17 protein-coding genes are annotated in these 19,194 nt (G+C 69.2%); 9 read left to right on the top strand and 8 right to left on the bottom strand.

Translation table 11 applies throughout. The features are described from left to right. The first annotated feature begins 4 nt into the window (after positions 1-4). Positions 5-1,468 carry a PepSY-associated TM helix domain-containing protein gene (locus ACFOJE_RS02940; protein ID WP_377812754.1) on the top strand — a complete coding sequence of 488 codons (1,464 nt, stop codon included), beginning with the start codon at positions 5-7 and terminating at the stop codon, positions 1,466-1,468. Here ACFOJE_RS02940 and ACFOJE_RS02935 read toward each other — a convergent pair. Next, positions 1,465-3,930 carry a heavy metal translocating P-type ATPase gene (locus ACFOJE_RS02935; RefSeq protein WP_377812753.1) on the bottom strand — a complete coding sequence of 822 codons (2,466 nt, stop codon included), beginning with the start codon at positions 3,928-3,930 and terminating at the stop codon, positions 1,465-1,467. The genes ACFOJE_RS02940 and ACFOJE_RS02935 overlap by 4 nt on opposite strands. 248 nt (positions 3,931-4,178) lie before the next feature. On the opposite strand from ACFOJE_RS02935, the gene ACFOJE_RS02930 reads away from it, so the two are divergent. The 3 genes from ACFOJE_RS02930 to ACFOJE_RS02920 all read left to right on the top strand — a co-directional run bounded on the left by ACFOJE_RS02930 (position 4,179) and on the right by ACFOJE_RS02920 (position 6,481). After that, positions 4,179-5,021, top strand: coding sequence for a TlpA family protein disulfide reductase (locus ACFOJE_RS02930; protein WP_377812752.1), 843 nt, complete (start codon positions 4,179-4,181; stop codon positions 5,019-5,021). Beyond that, entirely contained in the window at positions 5,018-5,803 is a 786-nt protein-coding gene (dsbG, locus tag ACFOJE_RS02925; RefSeq protein WP_377812751.1) for a thiol:disulfide interchange protein DsbG, read from the top strand. Before ACFOJE_RS02930 ends, dsbG begins: the two co-directional genes overlap by 4 nt. 153 nt (positions 5,804-5,956) lie before the next feature. Then, positions 5,957-6,481 carry an ATP-dependent zinc protease family protein gene (locus tag ACFOJE_RS02920; RefSeq protein WP_377812750.1) on the top strand — a complete coding sequence of 175 codons (525 nt, stop codon included), beginning with the start codon at positions 5,957-5,959 and terminating at the stop codon, positions 6,479-6,481. Between the two features lie 5 nt (positions 6,482-6,486). Here the strand turns inward: ACFOJE_RS02920 and ACFOJE_RS02915 are convergent, their stop codons facing one another. The 5 genes from ACFOJE_RS02915 to puuE are packed head-to-tail and all read right to left on the bottom strand — an operon-like array spanning position 6,487 to position 10,692. Further along, positions 6,487-7,683, bottom strand: coding sequence for a urate hydroxylase PuuD (locus ACFOJE_RS02915; RefSeq protein WP_377812749.1), 1,197 nt, complete (start codon positions 7,681-7,683; stop codon positions 6,487-6,489). Positions 7,684-7,726: 43 nt separating this feature from the next. Continuing rightward, positions 7,727-8,227 (bottom strand): ureidoglycolate lyase, encoded by a 501-nt coding sequence (locus ACFOJE_RS02910; protein ID WP_377812748.1) that lies wholly within the window; start codon positions 8,225-8,227, stop codon positions 7,727-7,729. A 21-nt stretch (positions 8,228-8,248) separates the two neighbouring features. Next, on the bottom strand, positions 8,249-9,244 hold the full coding sequence (gene alc, locus ACFOJE_RS02905) for an allantoicase (RefSeq protein WP_377812747.1): 996 nt from the start codon (positions 9,242-9,244) through the stop codon (positions 8,249-8,251). Between the two features lie 9 nt (positions 9,245-9,253). Next, on the bottom strand, positions 9,254-9,769 hold the full coding sequence (gene uraD, locus ACFOJE_RS02900) for a 2-oxo-4-hydroxy-4-carboxy-5-ureidoimidazoline decarboxylase (protein ID WP_377812746.1): 516 nt from the start codon (positions 9,767-9,769) through the stop codon (positions 9,254-9,256). Next, positions 9,766-10,692, bottom strand: coding sequence for an allantoinase PuuE (puuE, locus tag ACFOJE_RS02895; protein ID WP_377812745.1), 927 nt, complete (start codon positions 10,690-10,692; stop codon positions 9,766-9,768). The genes uraD and puuE overlap by 4 nt, the downstream gene beginning before the upstream one ends. Before the next feature lie 190 nt (positions 10,693-10,882). Here puuE and uraH point away from each other — a divergent pair, with 190 nt between their 5' ends. The 5 genes from uraH to fdhE all read left to right on the top strand — a co-directional run bounded on the left by uraH (position 10,883) and on the right by fdhE (position 17,043). Then, positions 10,883-11,233, top strand: coding sequence for a hydroxyisourate hydrolase (uraH, locus tag ACFOJE_RS02890; RefSeq protein ID WP_377812744.1), 351 nt, complete (start codon positions 10,883-10,885; stop codon positions 11,231-11,233). Positions 11,234-11,437: 204 nt separating this feature from the next. Beyond that, a complete protein-coding gene (fdnG, locus tag ACFOJE_RS02885; RefSeq protein WP_377812799.1) occupies positions 11,438-14,500 on the top strand; it encodes a formate dehydrogenase-N subunit alpha in 3,063 nt (1,020 codons plus the stop codon). Positions 14,501-14,510: 10 nt separating this feature from the next. Beyond that, positions 14,511-15,431: a formate dehydrogenase subunit beta gene (gene fdxH, locus ACFOJE_RS02880; RefSeq protein WP_377812743.1), complete on the top strand. Its 921-nt coding sequence runs from the start codon at positions 14,511-14,513 to the stop codon at positions 15,429-15,431. Next, complete coding sequence (locus tag ACFOJE_RS02875; protein WP_377812742.1) at positions 15,428-16,117, top strand: formate dehydrogenase subunit gamma; 690 nt, start codon at positions 15,428-15,430, stop codon at positions 16,115-16,117. The genes fdxH and ACFOJE_RS02875 overlap by 4 nt, the downstream gene beginning before the upstream one ends. Continuing rightward, positions 16,114-17,043 (top strand): formate dehydrogenase accessory protein FdhE, encoded by a 930-nt coding sequence (fdhE, locus tag ACFOJE_RS02870; RefSeq protein WP_377812741.1) that lies wholly within the window; start codon positions 16,114-16,116, stop codon positions 17,041-17,043. Before ACFOJE_RS02875 ends, fdhE begins: the two co-directional genes overlap by 4 nt. A gap of 49 nt (positions 17,044-17,092) precedes the next feature. On the opposite strand, the gene ACFOJE_RS02865 is transcribed toward fdhE, so the two are convergent. Both ACFOJE_RS02865 and ACFOJE_RS02860 read right to left on the bottom strand, forming a co-directional pair. Further along, complete coding sequence (locus tag ACFOJE_RS02865) at positions 17,093-17,932, bottom strand: hypothetical protein (protein WP_377812740.1); 840 nt, start codon at positions 17,930-17,932, stop codon at positions 17,093-17,095. A gap of 160 nt (positions 17,933-18,092) precedes the next feature. Next, positions 18,093-18,923 carry a nucleoside triphosphate hydrolase gene (locus ACFOJE_RS02860; protein WP_377812739.1) on the bottom strand — a complete coding sequence of 277 codons (831 nt, stop codon included), beginning with the start codon at positions 18,921-18,923 and terminating at the stop codon, positions 18,093-18,095. Between the last annotated feature and the right edge of the window lie 271 nt (positions 18,924-19,194).

Raw genomic sequence — 19,194 nt, 5'->3', positions numbered from 1 at the left:
CCCGATGAAACCGACGACCGCCACCCGCCGGCCCGACGAATCCCATGCCCCGTCGCCGAGCGCCCATGCATCGGGAGCAGCCCGCCGCGCCGTCCTGTACCGGCTGATCTGGCGCTGGCATTTCTATGCGGGCCTGTTCTGCATTCCCTTCGTCCTGGCCTTGTCGCTGACCGGCTCGGTCTATCTGTTCCGGCCGCAGATCGACGCCTGGCTCGACGCCCCCTACAACCATGTCGGCGCCGACGCGCCGAGACGGCCGGTCAGCGAGCAGGTCCGGGCGGCCTTGGCGGCAGTGCCGGGCACGGTGCTCAACGCCTACCAGCTGCCGGAGGGACCGACCCATGCCGCTCAGGTGCTGGTCGGCAAGGGCAACGAGCTGTACCGGGTCTACGTCGATCCGGTGACCGCCGAGGTACTGCACAGCGTGGCCGAGGACCAGCGCTTCAGCCGCCAGTTGTTCCACCTGCACGGCGAGCTGCTGCTCGGCGAGACCGGCTCGGCGCTGGTCGAGCTGGCGGCCTGCTGGACGGTGGTGATGCTGCTCACCGGCCTCTACCTGTGGTGGCCGCGCGGCAACCGTCTGGCCGGCGTCGTCTATCCCCGGCTGGGCCGAGACGGCCGGCTGTTCTGGCGGGATCTGCATGCGGTGGTCGGTTTCTGGGTCTCGCTCTTCGCCCTGCTGCTGATCCTCACCGGCCTGCCCTGGGCGACTTTCTGGGGCGGCGCGCTGAGGGACCTGCGCCAGTGGGCGGCCGACCAGCCGGTGCAGCAGGACTGGACCACCGGGCGGGCTTCCGAACTGGCCGAGCGGCGGGCGGCCAACGGGGCGATACACGACGAACACGCCGGCATGCCGGGGATGCGGCATGACATGCCGGTGCCGGCTGCCCGGTTGGACTACCGGCCGCTGGATCGCCTGGCCCCGGCGGTGCAGGCTCTGGCGTTACCCGCACCGGTCCTGCTGGCGCCGCCCTCGGCCAAGGCCGCGAACTGGACCGCCCGTTCCGACGCGGCCAACCGCCCGCTGCGGGTCAACCTGGTGCTCGACCCGGCCGACGGCAGCGTCCTCAAGCGGGTCGACTTCGCGCAGCGGCCGCTGCTCGACCGCGTCATCGGCTATGGCGTGGCGGCCCACGAAGGGCAGCTCTTCGGTCTGGCGAATCAGCTGCTGGGCGTATTCGTCACCCTGGGCCTGGTGATCCTGTCCGTCAGCGGCCTGGTGCTCTGGTGGCGCCGTCGTCCGCAGGGCGTGCTGGGCGCGCCGCCGGCGAAGGCCGAGGCGCGCTACCCGGCACTCGTGCTGCTCATCCTGGCGCTGCTCGGGCTGTACATGCCCTTGCTCGGGCTGTCCATGCTGCTGCTCCTGCTCCTGGAGCGCGGGCTGCTGTCGCGCATCCCGCCGCTGCGGCGCTTCCTCGGGCTCGAGCCCGAGGCGTATCCGGGCGACGGGGCGGGGAGCCGCCTCTAGGCCGCCCGGAAGCGCTTCAGGCGCAGGGCGTTGCCCAGCACGAAGACGCTGGACAGGGCCATGGCGCCGGCGGCGAAGATCGGCGACAGCAGGGTGCCGTTGAGCGGGTAGAGCGCGCCGGCGGCCACCGGGATCAGCGCGGTGTTGTAGGCGAAGGCCCAGAACAGGTTCTGCCGGATGTTGCCGATGGTCGCCTTGGACAGGGCGATGGCCTTGGGTACGCCGCCCAGGTCGCCGGACATCAGCACCACGTCGGCCGCCTCGATGGCCACGTCGGTGCCGCTGCCGATGGCCACCCCGACGTCCGCCGCGGCCAGCGCCGGCGCGTCGTTGATGCCGTCGCCGACGTAGGCCAGGCGGCCGTGGGCGGCCTTCAGGCGCTCGACCGCCTCGACCTTGCCCTCCGGCAGCACCTCGGCGACCACCTCGTCGATGCCCAGCTGACGGGCGATGGCCTCGCCGGTGCGGCGGTTGTCGCCGGTGATCATCGCCACCTTGAGGCCGAGCTCGTGCAGGGCGCGGATCGCCGCCGGGGTGGTTTCCTTGAGCGGATCGGCCACCGCGACGATCGCCGCGAGGCGGCCGTCCAGCGCGGCGTAGAGCGGCGTCTTGCCTTCCTCGGCGAGGCGCTTGGCGTCCCCGGCGAACAGGCCGACGTCGAGGCCGAGCCTGGCCATGAAGCGGTCGGCGCCGATCTCGACCCGCACGCCGTCCACCGTGGCGCGCACGCCGTAGCCGGTCACCGCCTCGAACCGTTCCAGGGTGCCGAGGTCGAGGTTCTCCGCCTCGGCCGCGGCGACGATGGCGCGGGCGATGGGGTGTTCCGACTTGTCCTCCACGGCGGCGATGCGGGCCAGCACCTCCCCGCGCCGGAAGCCTTCGGCGACGATCAGGTCGGTCAGCTCCGGCTTGCCGCGGGTCAGGGTGCCGGTCTTGTCCACGGCGACCACCCGGGCGTCCTTCAGCAGCTGCAGCGCCTCGCCCTTGCGGAACAGCACGCCCAGTTCGGCGGCGCGGCCGGTGCCGACCATGATCGAGGTGGGCGTGGCCAGGCCCATGGCGCAGGGGCAGGCGATGATCAGCACGGCCACCGCGTTGACCAGGGCCAGGCTGAGGGCCGGGGCGGGGCCGAAGACCATCCAGGCGGCGAAGGTCAGCAGCGCGGCCAGCATCACCGCCGGCACGAACCACAGGGTCACCCTGTCGACCAGTGCCTGGATCGGCAGCTTCGAGCCCTGGGCCTGCTCGACCAGGCGGATGATCTGCGCCAGCACGGTGTCGCCGCCGATCCGCGTGGCGCGGAAGGTGAGGGCGCCGAGCTGGTTGATGGTGCCGCCGACGAGCTCAGCGCCGGGTTGTTTCTCCACCGGCACCGGTTCGCCGGTGATCATGGACTCGTCGACGAAGCTGCTGCCCTCGACCACCTCGCCGTCCACCGGCAGGCGCTCGCCGGGGCGCACCTCGAGCAAGTCGCCGGCGCGCACCTCGGCGATGGCGACCTCTTCGGCCTTGCCCTCGCGCAGGACCCGGGCGGTCTTCGCCTGCAGGCCGATCAGCCGCTTGATCGCCTCCGAGGTGCGGCCCTTGGCCCGCGCCTCCAGCAGGCGGCCGAGCAGGATCAGGCTGACGATCACCGCCGCCGCCTCGTAGTAGACGTTCACCGTACCGGCCGGCAGCAGGCCGGGAGCGAAGGTCGCCACCAGGGAGTAGAGGTAGGCGGCGCTGGCGCCCACCGCCACCAGGGCGTTCATGTCCGGCGCGCCGCGCAGCAGCCCGGGGATGCCCTTGCGGAAGAAGCGCAGGCCCGGGCCGAACAGCACGACGCTGGTGAGGACGAACTGCAGGTACCAGTTGTTCTGCGTGCCCAGGCTGTGCATCAACCACTGGTGCATGCCGGGAATCAGGTGCGCGCCCATCTCCAGCAGGAACACCGGCAGGGTGAACAGCAGGGCGAGGCCGAGGGAGCGCTGCAGCCCGGACAGCTCGGAGGCCCGGCGCGCCGCTTCTTCATCCGGGGCGCCGCGTTCGCCGGTGTCGAGCTTCGCCTCGTAGCCCGCCCGGGCCACGGCCTGGATCAGCGCGCCGCCGTCGACGCCCTGCACCGCCCGGACCCGGGCGCGCTCGGTGGCCAGGTTGACGCTGGCCTCGAGTACCCCCGGCACCTTCTTCAGGGCGCGCTCGACGCGGCCGACGCAGGAGGCGCAGCTCATGCCGGCGATGCTCAGTTCGAGGCTCCGCTCCGGCACCTGGTAGCCGGCCCGCTGCACCGCCTCGACGGCGGCCGCCAGATCGGGGGCGCCGGCGAAGTCGATGTCGGCGCGCTCGGTGGCCAGGTTGACGGTCGCCGCGGCGATGCCCGGCACCTTCTTCAGGGCGCGTTCGACGCGACCGACGCAGGAGGCGCAGCTCATGCCGTCGATGGCCAGGCTGAGGTGGGTGGCGGGGGAGGCTGGACTGTCCATGGGAACTCCGGAATCGGACGGGAACGACTGGCATCAACCATAAGCCTTCCGATGAGGGCAAGGTCAAGGCCGGGGGCGGCGCCCGCGCCTTCGCGCGGTTTGCCCCATGCGGTCAAGCCCGGGCAATCGCGGCTGGGGTAAGCTGTGCGGCCAGTACACGGACGAGGGCTCACCTTGCAGGTATCGATGCGGTTTGCGCGGCGGATCGCCGGGGCGCGGGACGGACAGACTTCGCCGAGCGGCGGCCGATGCTGAGCCTGTCCGCCGGCCCCCTGGCGCTGGGACTCGCCCCGCTGTTGCTGCTGGCCTCCTTGTTGCTCGCCAGCCTGGTCGGTTGGTGGACGGCCAGGCGCGGCGGGAGCGATCCGCAGTCCGTGCTGTTCAACCTGCTGCTGCTCGGCCTGCTGGCCGCCCGGGGCGGATTCGTCGTGCGCTACTGGCCGGACTATCGGCTCGATCCCTGGCAGATCATCGACCCGCGCGACGGCGGCTTTCTCGCCTGGCCGGGCGTGCTGGCCGTGCTGCTGGCGGCCTCGTTGCGCGCCTGGCGCAACCCGGCGCTGCGCCGGTCGCTGGGTGTCGCCCTGGGCTGCGGCCTGCTGTGCTGGGGGCTGGGCAGTCTGGCGCTGCAGCTTTACGAGCGGAGCGCGTCGCTGCCGGACCTCGTCCTGCAGGATGCCGCCGGCCGGCCGGTCCGGCTGGCCGACTACCGCGGCCGCCCGCTGGTCGTCAATCTCTGGGCCAGCTGGTGTCCGCCGTGCCGGCGGGAGATGTCGGTACTGCGGCAGGCCCAGGGCGAGCGCGGGGACCTGACCTTCCTTTTCGTCAACCAGGCGGAGCAGCCGTCAGCCGTGGAGGGCTTCCTGGCCAGCCAGGCGCCGGGGCTGCGGAACGTCCTCTATGATGGTAATGGCCGTGTGGCCCGGGCGGTCGGCGCCGGGGCCCTGCCGACGACCCTTTTCTACGACGCCGAAGGCCGCCTGCTGGGCAGCCGCCTCGGCGAACTCTCGCGCGGCAGTCTCGCCCGCCACCTCGAGGCGTTCGGCCCTGCCGACGCCCCCGTTCATCCAGTCAGGAGTACCGAACGATGAACTTGTCCCGCCCCCTGTCTTCCATGGCCGTTCTCGCGCTGGGTCTGCTGCAGGCGCCGGTGGCGCCGGCCGACGATTTGTCCGCGGCCAATCTGCCCCCGGCGATCCGCACGATCGAGCAGAAGGGCGCGCGCATCGTCGGCAGCTTCGACGCCCCCGGCGGCCTGCGGGGCTACGCCGCCGAGTACCAGAACCAGGGCATGGCCCTGTACCTCACCCCGGATGGCGAGCACGTGCTGTCCGGCCATCTGTTCGACGCCAAGGGCAACGACCTCAGCCGCGAGCCGCTGGAGCGGCTGGTCTTCGCGCCTTTGGCCCAGGCCATGTGGAAGCGGATGGAGCGCAGCGCCTGGATCGCCGACGGCCGCGACGACGCGCCGCGCATCGTCTACGTCTTCACCGACCCCAACTGCCCCTACTGCAGCACCTTCTGGCGCCAGGCCCGGCCCTGGGTGGACAGCGGCAAGGTGCAGCTGCGCCACATCATGGTCGGCATCCTGCGCGCCGACAGCCCCTTCAAGGCGGCGGCGTTGCTGAAGACGAAGAACCCGGCCAAGGCCCTGCTCGAGCACGAGAGCAATCCGCAGGCCAGCCCGCTCAAGCCGCTGGCGACCATCCCCGGCGACATCCAGGTCAAGCTGGATACCAATCAGACGCTGATGGAGGAGCTGGGGGCCGTGGCCACCCCGGCCATCTTCTACCAGGACGAAAGAGGCCGCCTGCAACAGCAGCAGGGCGCCCCGCAGCCCGAGGCGCTGGTCAATATCCTCGGCAAGCTCTGAGGGCTCTTCCGGTCGGGGCGCCGGCCGCGTCCAGTGCGTGCGCCAGGTTCGCGAACGGGAGGGGGAAATCTGTTAAGGTTCAAGGCATTACCGATCGGCAGAGAGGCCGGTCGGCGACCGTTGTGGCTTTTAGAAGTAGAGATTCAGCGACTCATGAAAGTGGTGCTTTCCGCGCTGTTCGCCAGCGCGATGGTCCTGTCCGCGGAGGGCATGGCCGAACAGAAGAACGTCTTCGGCCTGAACGAGAAGGCCCTGCTCACCGACCTCGACCTGGTGCTGCCCGCCAAGCTGGACACCGGCGCGGAAACCGCGTCGCTCAGCGCGCAGAACATCCGCATCTTCCAGCGCGGCGGCAGCTCCTGGGTGCGCTTCCAGCTCGCCGTCGACGGCGACGCCGACAAGCACGACCAGGTGCTGGTCCGCCCGCTGGTGCGCATCAGCCAGATCAAGCGCCGCGCCGGCGACATGGCGGAGGGCGAGAGCGAGGCCTACACCCCGCGCCCGGTGATCCACATGCAGGTCTGCATGGGCCGCATCCGGCAGAACATCGAGGTCAACCTGACCGACCGGACCTCCTTCGACTATCCCTTCCTGATCGGCTCCGAGGCGCTCAAGGACTTCGATGCCGTGGTCGACCCGAGCCTGAAGTTCTCCGCCGGCGCTCCCCGCTGCGCCTGAGGCGTTCAGTCGATCCGCGCGCCCCGGTCGATCCAGGCCCCGATCAGCTCGCGCTCCTGCGCGGTCATCCCGGTGACGTTGCCGAGCGGCATCACCTGGCTGGCCACCGCCTGGGCGCGGATCCTGGCGGCCTGCTGGCGGATCTGCTCGGGCGTGTCGAACATCACCCCGGCCGGCGCGGCGCCGACCAGCTCGCTGGTGGGGCTGGCCGAATGGCAGACGGCGCAGCGCTCGCGGATCACCGCCTCGACCCGGGCGAACTGACCGCTTCCGGCCGGGCCGACCGCCAGCGGCGCGGGCGTCGCCGGCGGCCGCGGCGCGCTGACGAAGGCCAGGCAGAGCAGGCCCAGGGCGGCGGTCGGCAGGGCCCAGGCGAATTTCTGGCTCCGGTGGCGAGTGTTGAAGTAGTGCCGCACCAGCACCGAGAGCAGGGCGATGGCGGCCAGGATCAGCCAGTTGTAGCGGCTGCCGTAGGTGCTCGGGAAGTGGTTGCTGATCATGACGAACAGCACCGGCAGGGTGAAGTAGTTGTTGTGCCGCGAGCGCAGCAGGCCCTTGGCCGGCAGGCGCGGGTCGGGCTGGCGGCCTTCCTCGATGGCTTTCACCAGATCGCGCTGGGCCGGCATGATGATCCGGAACACGTTGCCGACCATGATGGTGCCGATCAGCGCGCCGGTGTGGAGGTAGGCGGCGCGGCCGCCGAACACCCGGGAGTAGCCCCAGGCGGCCAACACGATCAGGGCGAAGAGCACGGCGCCGAGCAGGGCCGGGCGCTTGCCCAGGGACGAATCGCAGAGCGCGTCGTAGACCAGCCAGCCGAGCAGCAGTGAGCCCAGGCCGATGGCCACGCCTGCGGCCGGCGCCAGGGCGCTGCCGGGGGCGAGCAGGTAGAGGCCGGGGTTCAGGTAGTAGACCACGCCGAGCAGGCTGATCCCGGACAGCCAGGTGGCGTAGGCCTCCCATTTGAACCAGTGCAGCTTCTCCGGCATCCGCGGTGGTGCCAGCTTGTACTTCTCCAGGTGGTAGATGCCGCCGCCGTGGATCGCCCAGAGATCGCCCGACAGCCCCTCGCGCGGGTTGGTGCGGTCGAGGTTGTTCTCCAGCCAGACGAAGTAGAACGACGCGCCGATCCAGGCGATGCCGACGATCATGTGTATCCAGCGAACGGTCAGGTTCAGCCATTCGGTCAGGTGTGCTTCCACGCGGTGTACCTCGACCCGCCGCGGCGCGACGGGCCTGTTGCGATTAGGGGTAGGAGAGCAGCGGCCGGTCGCCTTCCGCGAAGAAATGCTCGTCGCAGTTGTCGCCGGGGCCTGCGCGGTCGATCACCAGGAAGTCGTCCTCGTCGGCGATGACCAGCAGCGGGTGGTGCCAGACGCCGCGGTGGTAGTTGACCCCCTGCCGGCCGTCGCCGAGGAAGGCGCGCACCTGCTCTGGCGCGGGCGCCGCGCCGGGCGGCGCGACCACGATCAGGAAGGGTTGGCCGCGCAGTGGCACGAACGCCTGGCTGCCCAGCGGGTGGCGCTCCAGCATGGCGATGGGCAGGGGACGGGGCAGCGTTCGGGCGCGGAAGATGCTGATGATCGCCCGGTCCTCCGGCGTCGCCGTCTCGACCGTCGCCAGCCGGTGATAGCGGCGGGTCGTGCCGTTGTTGATCGGGAAGAAGTCGCTGCCTTCGGTCTCGATCACCTCGCCGAAGGGGGCGAAGGCTTCCTTGCTCAGGGGTTCGATGGTCAGGGTGCGCATGTTCTGGTGCTCCGCTCCGGTCTACCTGGCCACCTTGCCGAACAGCCGCAGGCGGCTGACGCCGCCGTCGGGAAAGACGTTCAGGCGCACGTGGGTGACGGGGCCGAGCCGGTTGATCGGTTCGACGAACTCGTGTTCCCGGTGCATCGAGAGCTTCTGGCTGGGCAGGAGCTCGCGCCAGAACAGGCTCTGGGTCTCGATCTGGCTGTCGGTGCCGCCCTTGACGTAGGCCGCCTGGATCGAGCAGCTGTCCGGGTAGTTGCCCTTGAAGTGCAGGGTGTCGACCACGATGCGCTCGATCTCGCCGGGATGGCCGAGGGCGACGATCACCCAGTCGTTGCCCGGGGTGCGCCGGCGCGCAGTTTCCCAGCCGTCGCCCATGTTCACCCCGCGGCCGGGGTTGAGCAGGTTGCCCATGCGGCCGAAATGCTCGTCCGAGCAGGCCAGGGCGCGCCCGCCGTTGAGGGCGGCGGCCAGGTCGATGGCTTCGCCGGCGTCCACCGCGCTCCAGTCACGGTAGGGGATGCCGTGCACGCGCAGGCGCGCCACGCCGCCGTCCGGGTAGATGTTGAAGCGCAGGTGGGTGAAGGGCCGCTCGCAGGCGAGCGCGTGGTAGTGGTGGCTGTCGCCGGACAGCTCCACCGCCGGCAGCACCTCGGTCCATTCGGTGCGTTCGTCGGGATCGCCTTCGGCGAGAAAGCAGGCCTCCAGCGAGGCCGACGGCGGGTAGTTGCCGGTGAAGTAGCGGGTGTCGATGTCCACGCCCTTGAGCACGCCGGGCACGCCCAGGCGGATCACCGCATGGTCGTAGCCCTCGAAGCGCTTGCGCCGCGACTCCCAGCCGTCCATCCACTTGCCGTTGTCGTCGTAGACTCCTTCCTTCCATTCCGGCTCGCCGGGCTGGAGCATGCGCTCGACCGGGGCGAACCAGTCGTCGGTGACGAAGAGAGCGCGGGTGCCGAGGCGGGCGTCGGCGAGGTTGAGGTATTTCTCGAAGGGCGCGGCGTATTTTCTCATCGGGAGTCCTTACATCGCCTGCAGGCGGAACAGGGCGATCCGGTTGATTTCGGCCAGAGCGCGGGCGAATTCCTGCTCAGGCGTGTGGTTCAGGCGCTCCTCGAAGGCGGCGAGGATCCGCTGGCGGTCGCTGCCCTTGACCGCCATGATGAAGACGAAGCCGAAGCGCGCCTTGTAGGCGGCGTTGAGGCGCTCGAAGCGGGCGAACTCCTCGGGCGTGCAGTCCTGGATGCCGGCGCCGGCCTGTTCGGCGGTCGAGGCGGCGGTCAGCTCGCCGCGCACGGCGGCCTTGCCGGCCAGGTCCGGGTGGGCGTCGATCAGGGCGAGCTGCCGTTCGCGGTCGGCCGCCAGCAGGATGGCGGCCATGCGCGCGTGCAGGTGCCCGATGTCGTCGTCGGCCGGGCCGATGCCTTGGTCGAACAGCGTCTCGGCGACCCAGGGCGAATGCTCGTAGATGCCGGCGAAGGCGCGGACGAATTCCGCGCGGGACAGACTAGAGGGCTTGAGGGTGGCGAAGGCGCTCATCGGCCGGCTCCGGCGAAGGGGTGGGTGGCGTGCCAGTGGCGGGCGATGTCGATGCGCCGGGCGAACCAGACCTTCTCGAAGCCCCGGGCGTAGTCGAGGAAGCGGGCGAGGGCGGCCAGACGCGCCGGACGGCCGAGCAGGCGGCAGTGCATGCCGATGGAGAGCATCTTCGGCGCGCCGGCCTCGCCCTCGGCGTAGAGCACGTCGAAGGCGTCCTTCAGGTAGGTGTAGAAGTCGTCGCCGCTGTTGAAGCCCTGTACCTGGGTGAAGCGCATGTCGTTGGTGTCCAGGGTGTAGGGGATCACCAGGTGCGGCCGTTCCGGCGTGGAGGCCGGGTCCCAGTAGGGCAGGTCGTCGTCGTAGGTGTCCGAGTCGTAGAGGAAGCCACCTTCCTCGCGCACCAGGCGGCGGGTGTTCGGGCCGGTGCGGCCGGTGTACCAGCCCAGCGGGCGCTCGCCGACGAGCTCCGTGAGGATCTCGATGGCCTTGGCCATGTGCATGCGCTCCTCGGCCTCGTCCATGTACTGGTAGTCGATCCAGCGGTAACCGTGGCTGCAGATCTCGTGGCCGTCGGCGACCATCGCGCGGATCACCTCGGGATGGCGTTGGGCGGCCATGGCCACGGCGAAGACGGTCAGCGGAATGCGCTTCTCGCGGAACAGCCGCAGCAGGCGCCAGACGCCAGCGCGGCTGCCGTACTCGTAGAGGGATTCCATGCTCATGTGGCGCACGCCGGGCAGCGGCTGGGCGGCGACCATCTCGGAGAGGAAGGCCTCGGACTCCCGGTCGCCGTGGAGGATGCAGCGCTCGCCGCCTTCCTCGTAGTTGAGCACGAAGGACAGGGCGATGCGCGCCTCGCCGGGCCAGTGCGGGTGGGGCGGTCGGTCGGCGTAGCCGATCAGGTCGCGGGGATAGTGGTTCACGGTCGGGCCTCTCGGGCGGAATTCCGGCGGTTGGGATATTCATAGCAAAAAACTTGCCTAATCGGTCAAGTAATGTAGGCTCGGTGGTCTGCTTTCTGCACCCGGAACCCCGAGCCGATGCGGTTCGACCATTCATTTCGACGACGGAGGACAGGGCCGGCTCCGGCAGGGAGCGGCCCCGCACAAGCCCATGGGAAGACTGACCACCCACGTTCTGGACGCCACCCACGGATGCCCCGGGGCGGGCATCCGCATCGATCTGTACCGCCTGGAAGGCGAACAGCGGCGCCTGCTCCGGCAGGTCGCGAGCAACGCGGACGGGCGCTGCGACGCGCCGCTGCTGCAGGGCGAGGCGTTCGCCGCCGGGGTCTACGAGCTGCACTTCCACGTCGGCGACTACTACCGCGGCCGCGGGCTGGAACTGCCCGAGCCGGCCTTCCTCGACGTGGTGGTGCTGCGCGTCGGCCTGGCCGAGGAGGGGCATTACCACGTCCCGCTGCTGGTCTCGCCGTACAGCTATTCCACCTACCGCGGCAGCTAGAACCGCCTCGTCGCGGGGCGGGATGGTGCCAGCATGCACTCTCCTGGGGCGCTGCGGTATCGCGACGGCCGGGTTTCCGGTGCATCCGCGAGGCGCATCTATACTCCTTGCAAGCGGTCCGGGACGTCCAGTCCCGGCCTCACCCGGGGGCGGCTGTCAGAGCGCTGGCGTATCGCCCTCCTGGCACAGGAGATACCCATGACAGTGCGCGTATCCCGGCGGCAGTTCCTCAGGCTGAGTACGGCCGGGGTCGCCGCGTCCAGCATGGCCCTGATGGGCTTCGCCCCCGACCGGGCCCTCGCCTCGATCCGCAACTTCAAGCTCGCCGGGGCCAAGGTCAGCCGCAACGTCTGCACCTACTGCTCGGTGGGCTGCGGCATGCTGCTCTACAGCCGCGGCGACGGCGCCATCAACGTCCACGACCGCGTGTTCCACGTCGAGGGCGACCCGGACCATCCGGTCAGCCGCGGCTCGCTCTGCCCCCGCGGGGCCGGGGTGCTCGACTTCATCAACAGCGAGTCGCGCCTGGAATACCCGCAGGTTCGCGAGCCGGGCAGCAGCGAGTGGCGCACCATCAGTTGGGACGAGGCCCTCGACCGCATCGCCCGGCTGATGAAGGACGACCGCGACCGCAACTTCGAGAGCCGCGACGAGCAGGGCCGGCTGGTCAACCGCTGGATGACCACGGGCATGGTGGCCGCCTCGGCGGCGACCAACGAGACCGCCTACCTGACCCAGAAGATCGTCCGCAGCCTGGGCATCCTCAAGCTGGACAACCAGGCGAGGGTCTGACACGCACCGACGGTGGCAGGTCTTGCCCCTTCATTCGGTCGCGGCGCCATGACCAATCACTGGGTCGACATCCGCAACGCCAACGTGGTGCTGTCCATGGGCGGCAACTCGGCCGAGGCGCATCCGGTCGGCTTCCGCTGGGTGATGCAGGCCAAGGAGCGCAACAACGCGATCCTGATCTCCATCGACCCGCGCTTCAACCGCACCACGGCGGTGGCGGACCACCACGCCTGGATCCGCACCGGCACCGACATCCTGTTCCTCGGCGGGCTGATCCACTACCTGATCGAGAACGGCAAGTACAACCAGGAGTACGTGCTGGCCTACACCGATGCCAGCCACCTGGTGAAGGAGGGCTTCGGCTTCGACAATGGCCTGTTCGTCGGCTACGACCCGGCGCGCCACCAGTACGACAAGAGCACCTGGAACTTCGACCTGGACGAGCAGGGCCAGGTCCGCACCGATCCGACCCTGCAGCACCCGCGCTGCGTGTTCCGCCTGATGCGCGAGCACTTCGCCCGCTACGGCGTGGAGGTGGTCGAGAACCTGTGCGGCATGCCGCGCCAGGAGATCCTCCGGCTCTGGGAGCTGATCGCCACCACCGCCGCGCCGGACAGGACCATGACCATCCTCTACGCCCTGGGCTGGACGCAGCACTCCATCGGCTCGCAGATGATCCGCACGGCCTGCATGGTCCAGCTGCTGCTGGGCAACATGGGCATGCCGGGCGGCGGGGTGAACGCCCTGCGCGGCCATTCCAACATCCAGGGGCTGACCGACGTGGGCCTGCTCTCCAACCTGCTGCCCGGCTATCTAGTACTGCCCGCCACCGGCGCGCAGAACTACGCCGACTACATCCGCGAGCACCGCAAGATGCCGACGCTGCCCGGCCAGGTCTCCTACTGGAAGTACTACGACCGCTTCTTCGTCAGCCTGATGAAGGCCTGGTGGGGCGACGCCGCCACGGCGGAGAACGACTGGCGCTACGACTGGCTGCCGAAGCTGAGCCAGCCGCTCTACGACGTGCTCTACGCCATCAACGACATGAGCCAGGGGCGGATGACCGGCATGCTTTGCCAGGGCTTCAACATCCTCGCCGCCTTCCCCGACAAGGCCAAGGTCGGCGCCGCCCTGGCCAGGCTCAAGTTCCTGGTCATCATGGACCCGCTGGCCACCGAGACCGGCGAATTCTGGAAGAACTACGGACCGTTCAACGACGTGGACCCGGCGCAGATCCAGACCCAGGTGTTCCGCCTGCCGAGCACCTGCTTCGCCGAGGACGACGGCTCCATCACCAACAGCTCGCGCTGGCTGCAGTGGCACTGGCGGGCGACCCCGCCGCCCGGCCGGGCGCACACCGACAACGCCATCCTGGCCGGTCTGTTCCACCGCTTGCAGCGTCTGTACCGGGAGGAGGGCGGGGCCTTCCCCGACCCCGTCCTCAACCTCACCTGGCGCTACAGCGATCCCGAGCATCCGGGCGCCGACGAACTGGCCATGGAGTACAACGGCCGCGCCCTGGCTGACATCGACGACGGCAAGGGCAACGTCATCCGGCGCAAGGGCGAGCTGCTCAACGACTTCGGCGAGCTGCGCGAGGACGGCCGGACCGCCTGCGGCTGCTGGATCTACTCCGGGGCCTGGACCGAGCGCGGCAACCAGATGGCCCGGCGCGACAACTCCGACCCCTACGACAACGGCCAGACCCTCGGCTGGGCCTGGGCCTGGCCGCTCAACCGGCGCATCCTCTACAACCGCGCCTCGGCGCGCCCGGACGGCACGCCCTGGGACCCGGCGCGGCGTCTTCTGTGGTGGAGCGGCGAGCGCTGGGTCGGCGCCGACGTCCCCGACTACCCGGTGGATGCGCCCCCGTCGGCCAACGTCGGCCCGTTCATCCTCACCGAGAGCGGCACCGGGCACTTCTTCGCCAGCGAGTGGATGGGCGAGGGACCCTTCCCCGAGCACTACGAGCCCTTCGAGTCGCCCATCGACGGCAACCCGCTGCACCCGGGCAACGCCTTGGCGGTGCACAACCCGGTGGGCCGGGTGTTCGCCGAGGACCGCGACCAGTTCGGCCGCAACGACGAGTTCCCCTACGCCGCCACCACCTACCGGCTGACCGAGCACTTCCACTACTGGACCACCCACGCTCGGCTCAACGCCATCATGCAGCCGGAGAAGTTCGTCGAGATCGGCGAGGCGCTGGCGCGCGAGTTGGGCATCGCGGCCGGGGAGCGGGTGCGGGTGCGCTCCAAGCGCGGCTTCATCGAGGCGGTGGCGGTGGTGACCAAGCGCCTGGTGCCGCTGCAGGTGGCCGGGCGCACGGTGCACCAGGTGGGCATACCGATCCACTGGGGCTACACGGGGGTGGCCAGGAAGGCCTTCCTGACCAACACCCTGACCCCCTTCGTCGGCGACGGCAATACGCAGACGCCGGAGTTCAAGTCGTTCCTGGTGAACGTCGAGAAGATCTGAGGAGGCGTCCATGCGCGGCGTGCAACCCAACCTGCAGGACTTCGTCCGCCGCTCGGCGACGCCCGAGCCCGTCCCCGAGGTACGCGGCGGCGGCGTCGAGCCGGTGACCAAGCTGATCGACGTGTCGGTGTGCATCGGCTGCAAGGCGTGCCAGGTGTCCTGTTCCGAATGGAACGACCTGCGCGACGAGGTGGGCCATTGCGACGGCACCTACAACAACCCCCAGGACCTTTCGCCCAGCTCCTTCGAGGTGATGCGCTTTTCCGAGTACGTCAACGAGGATGGCGGCCTGGAGTGGCTGATCCGCAAGGACAACTGCATGCACTGCGCCGATCCCGGCTGCCTCAAGGCCTGCCCGGCGCCGGGCGCCATCGTGCAGTACGCCAACGGCATCGTCGACTTCAATTCCGAGCACTGCATCGGCTGCGGTTACTGCGTGGCCGGCTGCCCGTTCGACATCCCACGGGTGTCGAAGAAGGACCACAAGGCCTACAAGTGCACCCTCTGTTCGGACCGGGTGTTCAACGGGCTGGAGCCGGCCTGCGTGAAGAGCTGCCCGACCGGCTCGATCCAGTTCGGCACCAAGGCGGCCATGCTCGAATACGGCGCCCAGCGCGTCGAGCACCTCCGGGCGCGCGGCTTCGACAACGCCGGGGTCTACGATCCGCCGGGGGTGGGCGGTACCCACGTGGTCTACGTGCTGCAGCACGCCGACCGGCCCGAGCTCTACAGCGGCCTGCCGCGCGACCCGCAGATCAGCCCGCTGGTCGAGCTGTGGAAGGGGCTGGCCAAGCCGCTGATGTCCGCCGCCATCGGCCTCTCGGTGCTGGCGGGGTTCTTCCACTACATCGTTAAGGGGCCCAAGGAGGAGCCGGAGGACGATCCCGACCCGGACCGGGCCGACGCCGCCCTGGAGGAGGATCGCCGATGAGCCGCGCCAACGTTCGCCGCGACATCCTGCGCTACGGCTGGTGGTCGCGGGTCAACCACTGGATCGTCGCGATCTGCTTCGTGCTGCTTTCCCTGAGCGGGCTGGCCCTGTTCCATCCGCTGTTCTTCGACCTCACCGGGCTGTTCATGGGGCCGATCGGCACGCGCATCGTGCACCCCTTCATCGGTGTGTTCATGACGGTGTTCTTCGCCATCCAGGCGGTGCGCTACATGGCCAGCAACCTGTTCCGCCGCCACGACCTCCAGTGGCTGCGGCAGATCGACGACGTGCTCGCCAACCGCGACGAGCGCCTGCCGCCGGTGGGCAAGAACAACGCCGGGCAGAAGCTGGTGTACTGGATCTTCCTGTTCTGCGTGCCGGTGCTGCTGGTCAGCGGCGTCATCGTCTGGCAGCCGTACTTCGCCATGGACATGCCGCGCCAGTTGCTGCGCTGGGCGGTGCTGGTGCACGCCTACGTCGCCTTCCTCGCCATCGTCACCCTGATCATCCACATCTACTCGGCGATCTGGGTCAAGGGCTCGATCCGCGCCATGACCCGGGGCTGGGTCAGCCGGGCCTGGGCCAGGCACCACCATTCGCTCTGGTACGAGGAGATCACCCGCGACGAACTCCGCGAGAAGGGCCGCGCGCCGCTGCCGGGCGCCGGCCGGCGGAGCCGGCCATGAGCGGCCAGCACGCCTTCGGCAGCGCGCCGGGCGCGATCATGGCGCCGGAGGCGGTGCTGCTGCCGGATGGTGAGGTCTTCGGCCGGCGAGCGCTGCGCCTGCGCGAGCTGGCCGAGGCGGTCGAGCCCCTGGCCGATTTCCTCGCCTTCATGGCCCAGCTGGCCCAGGTCCAGCAGCAGTTGCTCGAGCGCGCGCCGCTCTGGCGGCCGGCGCCGGGTGCCTTCGACCTGGCCTTGGAGCACGGCATGCCACCGCTGGGCGTCCGGGCGCTGCGCGGGAACGTGGCCTGGCAGCCGGAGCTGTTCGTCCTGCTGGATGCCTTGGAGCTGCACGTCGGGCAGCGCCAGCGCCGGCTGTTGGCGACCCTGCGCGAGCAGACCCCGGCGCAGCTCGAGGCGCTTGCCGACGACGTCTTCGAGGGTCGCTCCGGCGCCGACGAGCAGCGGGCGCTGCTGCCGCTGGTGGCAGCTGCCCTGCAGCTCGTCTGGGTGCGTCTGGCCGCGAACCTGCCCCGGCCGCCCCGTCGTGCGGAGCCGGAGAGCCGCGGGCTGTGCCCCTGCTGCGGCTCGCCGCCGGTGGCCGGCGTGATTCACGGCGAATCCCGGCGCAGCGGCGTGCGCTACCTGCACTGCGCCCTGTGCGCCTGCGAATGGCATCTGGAACGGGTGACCTGCAGCCTCTGCGGGGCGGGCGGCAAGATGCTCTATCTGGAATTGGACGATGCGCAGGGCCGGCCGGTCCTGCCGGTGCGGGCGGAAGCCTGCGGCGAATGCCACGGCTACCTCAAGCTGGTGCAACGCGACCTGCACGGCCGCGCCGAGCCGGTGGCCGACGACCTGGCCAGCCTGGCCCTGGACCTGCTGCTGGCCGAGCAGGGCGAGTACCTGCGCGGCGGCTGCAACCTGCTGCTGGTGTCCGGCGAGTGAGTGAGGACCTGCCGTGGGCAGGAAGTTACCCGCCATCATGCAGGGAACTTCAGCTGGCGACGGGTTCTTCGAGCGGTTTGGCTTTCTTCGGACGGGCCGGAGCCGAGCCTTCGAGCACCGGCAGCGAAAGGATGGCCGGACGCGGTGCCGGCTGATGTCCGTGCTGGTGCTCTTCCATCACGTTCTGCACCAGCTCCAGGATCGTGGCCTTGATGTCGGCCAGCGGCTGGCTGGCGTCGAGATCGACGATCCGGGCGCCATTGAAGTCGAGTTTCGGGATGACGGCTGCCTTGGCGCGCAACAGCGACAGGTCGTGATCCGGCTTGCGCGCATGGGCGGTGTCGGCATCGATGTGCAGCCGGATCACCAGGGTGGGATGGTAGGCGGCCATGCGCTTGAAGAGCCGATGCTCGCTGCGTGCCAGCCAGGCGGTGAAGGGCCCCTTGGGTCTGGCTGCCGATAGGCCCGGTCCATCGTTGAAACCGGGCACCTCGACCTGCGGGTAGCGGTCGCACACCACCACCTGACCCGCCTTGCGCAGACTCAGCATGCGCTTGAAGCGATGCAGGCGCAGCAGCGTGAACCCATAGATCACGAGCGCGGTCAGCGCTCCCGGAATGCGCTCGCCCTTGGTCCGCGCCTGGCGTGCCTTGGCCGACATGCGGCGCACCAGCAATTTGCCGATCAGCGGCCAGTTGGAGAGCTTCTCGGCAATGTTCCCCGTACCCAGACCGAGGTAGCAGTAGGTGACGGGCAGCGTCGAGCTGATCCAGGAGGCCAGCGTGGTCTTGCCCGAACCGTCGCAGCCGACGATGGCAATCAGCGGCGCCATCGTGCCGTCGTCCCGAGCTACCCCGGCCGGGGGCGTCTGCGTATTCATCACGCTCATTACGTCATACCTCTGCGTACCGCGATTCGGGTTCGGTCCGAAAGTCCGGGATGAGATGCCGGAAAGCGCCGAAGGCACGAACGATCGGGAGGAGTGGATGGTATCTCTGCCGGACGGAAGCGCTCGGCTCCGCCCGCTTCATTCTGTTCGCCACGGACACTCAACGGCCGGCCAGTCTGGCTTCGACGGCTTCCTTGGCCTGAGCGATGACCTGTTCCAGGGGCTCGCGGCTATCCAGATCCACGATGGGGGCACCCCGGTAGGAAAGTTGCGGAACGGCGGCGATCTTGCGCGCCAGCGACTCGTACCGATGGTCCGGCTTGCGCGCGTACGCCGTTTCCAGATCCACGTTCAGACGGATCACCAGGTCCGGCCGGTAACTGGTCATGTAGGCGTAGAGGGCCTTCTCACGCCGTGCGAGGAACCGGATGAAGGCGTTGCCGCCCTGAAAGTCGGCGAGTCCGGGGCCGTCGATCTTCATCTGCAGCACCGCTATCTGCGGATAACGATCCGCCACGATGGCAACACCGCTACGGCGCAGCTCCATCATCTTCTGGAAGCGCCACCAGCGGCGCAGCGTGAGCAGGAAGATCGCCACGGCCGCCAGGGTGGTCGGCACCTCGCCCTCGCTGCTCTTGGGCGTGTCGTGGTTCTTCAGCGTGTCGTTGGCGCGCTGGGTATTGGCGGCGATGAGGCGGGCGATCGTCTTGCCGACCAACGGCAGCTTCATCAGCGCTTCGCCGATGGTCTTGGACTGGATGCCCAGGTGACAGGCCTCGGCCTCGCGGCTCTCGCGCAGCCAGGCGAGAACGGCGTCGGAAACCGTCGATTTACCCGCCCCGTCACAACCGACAAAAGCGATCAGCGGCGCGAGCTCACCGTGCGGACAGGAAAAGCGCGACAGCAGGGCACGGACACGCGTGCAAACAAGCGGTACTGCTGTACCAGATTGCTGGCGTGGAAAGTGTTCGTTTCTGTTGGTCGGGAGCATTCGATTGTTTCGATTTAGGTAAAAGACTTTTCTTGCCCAGCCAGCGAGCCAGAGGGGTGATTTACGGCTCTCAGCGCCTGAAGAGCAGCGAGAGGCACTCTCGCGCGGCTCTGCCGTAATGAAGAAACGATGATAATTCTGTTGCTTCGATATTACAAAATATTGCGCCGAATGTGCAGTTAGCCGTTTGGATAATCGAGGCTGAGGCACATGTGGGGGGATTTTTGACGGAAAATTCACGCTGAGTGGGCATAATGCTATTCCGTATTTT

It is taken from the genome of Azotobacter bryophylli (assembly GCF_042643485.1).
GTDB lineage: Bacteria > Pseudomonadota > Gammaproteobacteria > Pseudomonadales > Pseudomonadaceae > Azotobacter > Azotobacter bryophylli.
Note: the sequence above shows the minus strand (reverse complement) of the source record. Positions and strands in the feature narration are given on the sequence as shown.

Excerpts from the sequence above, each read along its gene's own strand:
- ACFOJE_RS02940 (WP_377812754.1), top strand. The coding sequence starts at position 5 with ATGAAACCGACGACCGCCACCCGCCGGCCCGACGAATCCCATGCCCCG.
- ACFOJE_RS02935 (WP_377812753.1), bottom strand. The coding sequence starts at position 3,930 with ATGGACAGTCCAGCCTCCCCCGCCACCCACCTCAGCCTGGCCATCGAC.
- ACFOJE_RS02930 (WP_377812752.1), top strand. The coding sequence starts at position 4,179 with ATGCTGAGCCTGTCCGCCGGCCCCCTGGCGCTGGGACTCGCCCCGCTG.
- dsbG (WP_377812751.1), top strand. The coding sequence starts at position 5,018 with ATGAACTTGTCCCGCCCCCTGTCTTCCATGGCCGTTCTCGCGCTGGGT.
- ACFOJE_RS02920 (WP_377812750.1), top strand. The coding sequence starts at position 5,957 with ATGAAAGTGGTGCTTTCCGCGCTGTTCGCCAGCGCGATGGTCCTGTCC.
- ACFOJE_RS02910 (WP_377812748.1), bottom strand. The coding sequence starts at position 8,227 with ATGCGCACCCTGACCATCGAACCCCTGAGCAAGGAAGCCTTCGCCCCC.
- alc (WP_377812747.1), bottom strand. The coding sequence starts at position 9,244 with ATGAGAAAATACGCCGCGCCCTTCGAGAAATACCTCAACCTCGCCGAC.
- uraD (WP_377812746.1), bottom strand. The coding sequence starts at position 9,769 with ATGAGCGCCTTCGCCACCCTCAAGCCCTCTAGTCTGTCCCGCGCGGAA.
- uraH (WP_377812744.1), top strand. The coding sequence starts at position 10,883 with ATGGGAAGACTGACCACCCACGTTCTGGACGCCACCCACGGATGCCCC.
- fdxH (WP_377812743.1), top strand. The coding sequence starts at position 14,511 with ATGCGCGGCGTGCAACCCAACCTGCAGGACTTCGTCCGCCGCTCGGCG.
- ACFOJE_RS02875 (WP_377812742.1), top strand. The coding sequence starts at position 15,428 with ATGAGCCGCGCCAACGTTCGCCGCGACATCCTGCGCTACGGCTGGTGG.
- fdhE (WP_377812741.1), top strand. The coding sequence starts at position 16,114 with ATGAGCGGCCAGCACGCCTTCGGCAGCGCGCCGGGCGCGATCATGGCG.
- ACFOJE_RS02865 (WP_377812740.1), bottom strand. The coding sequence starts at position 17,932 with ATGAGCGTGATGAATACGCAGACGCCCCCGGCCGGGGTAGCTCGGGAC.
- ACFOJE_RS02860 (WP_377812739.1), bottom strand. The coding sequence starts at position 18,923 with ATGCTCCCGACCAACAGAAACGAACACTTTCCACGCCAGCAATCTGGT.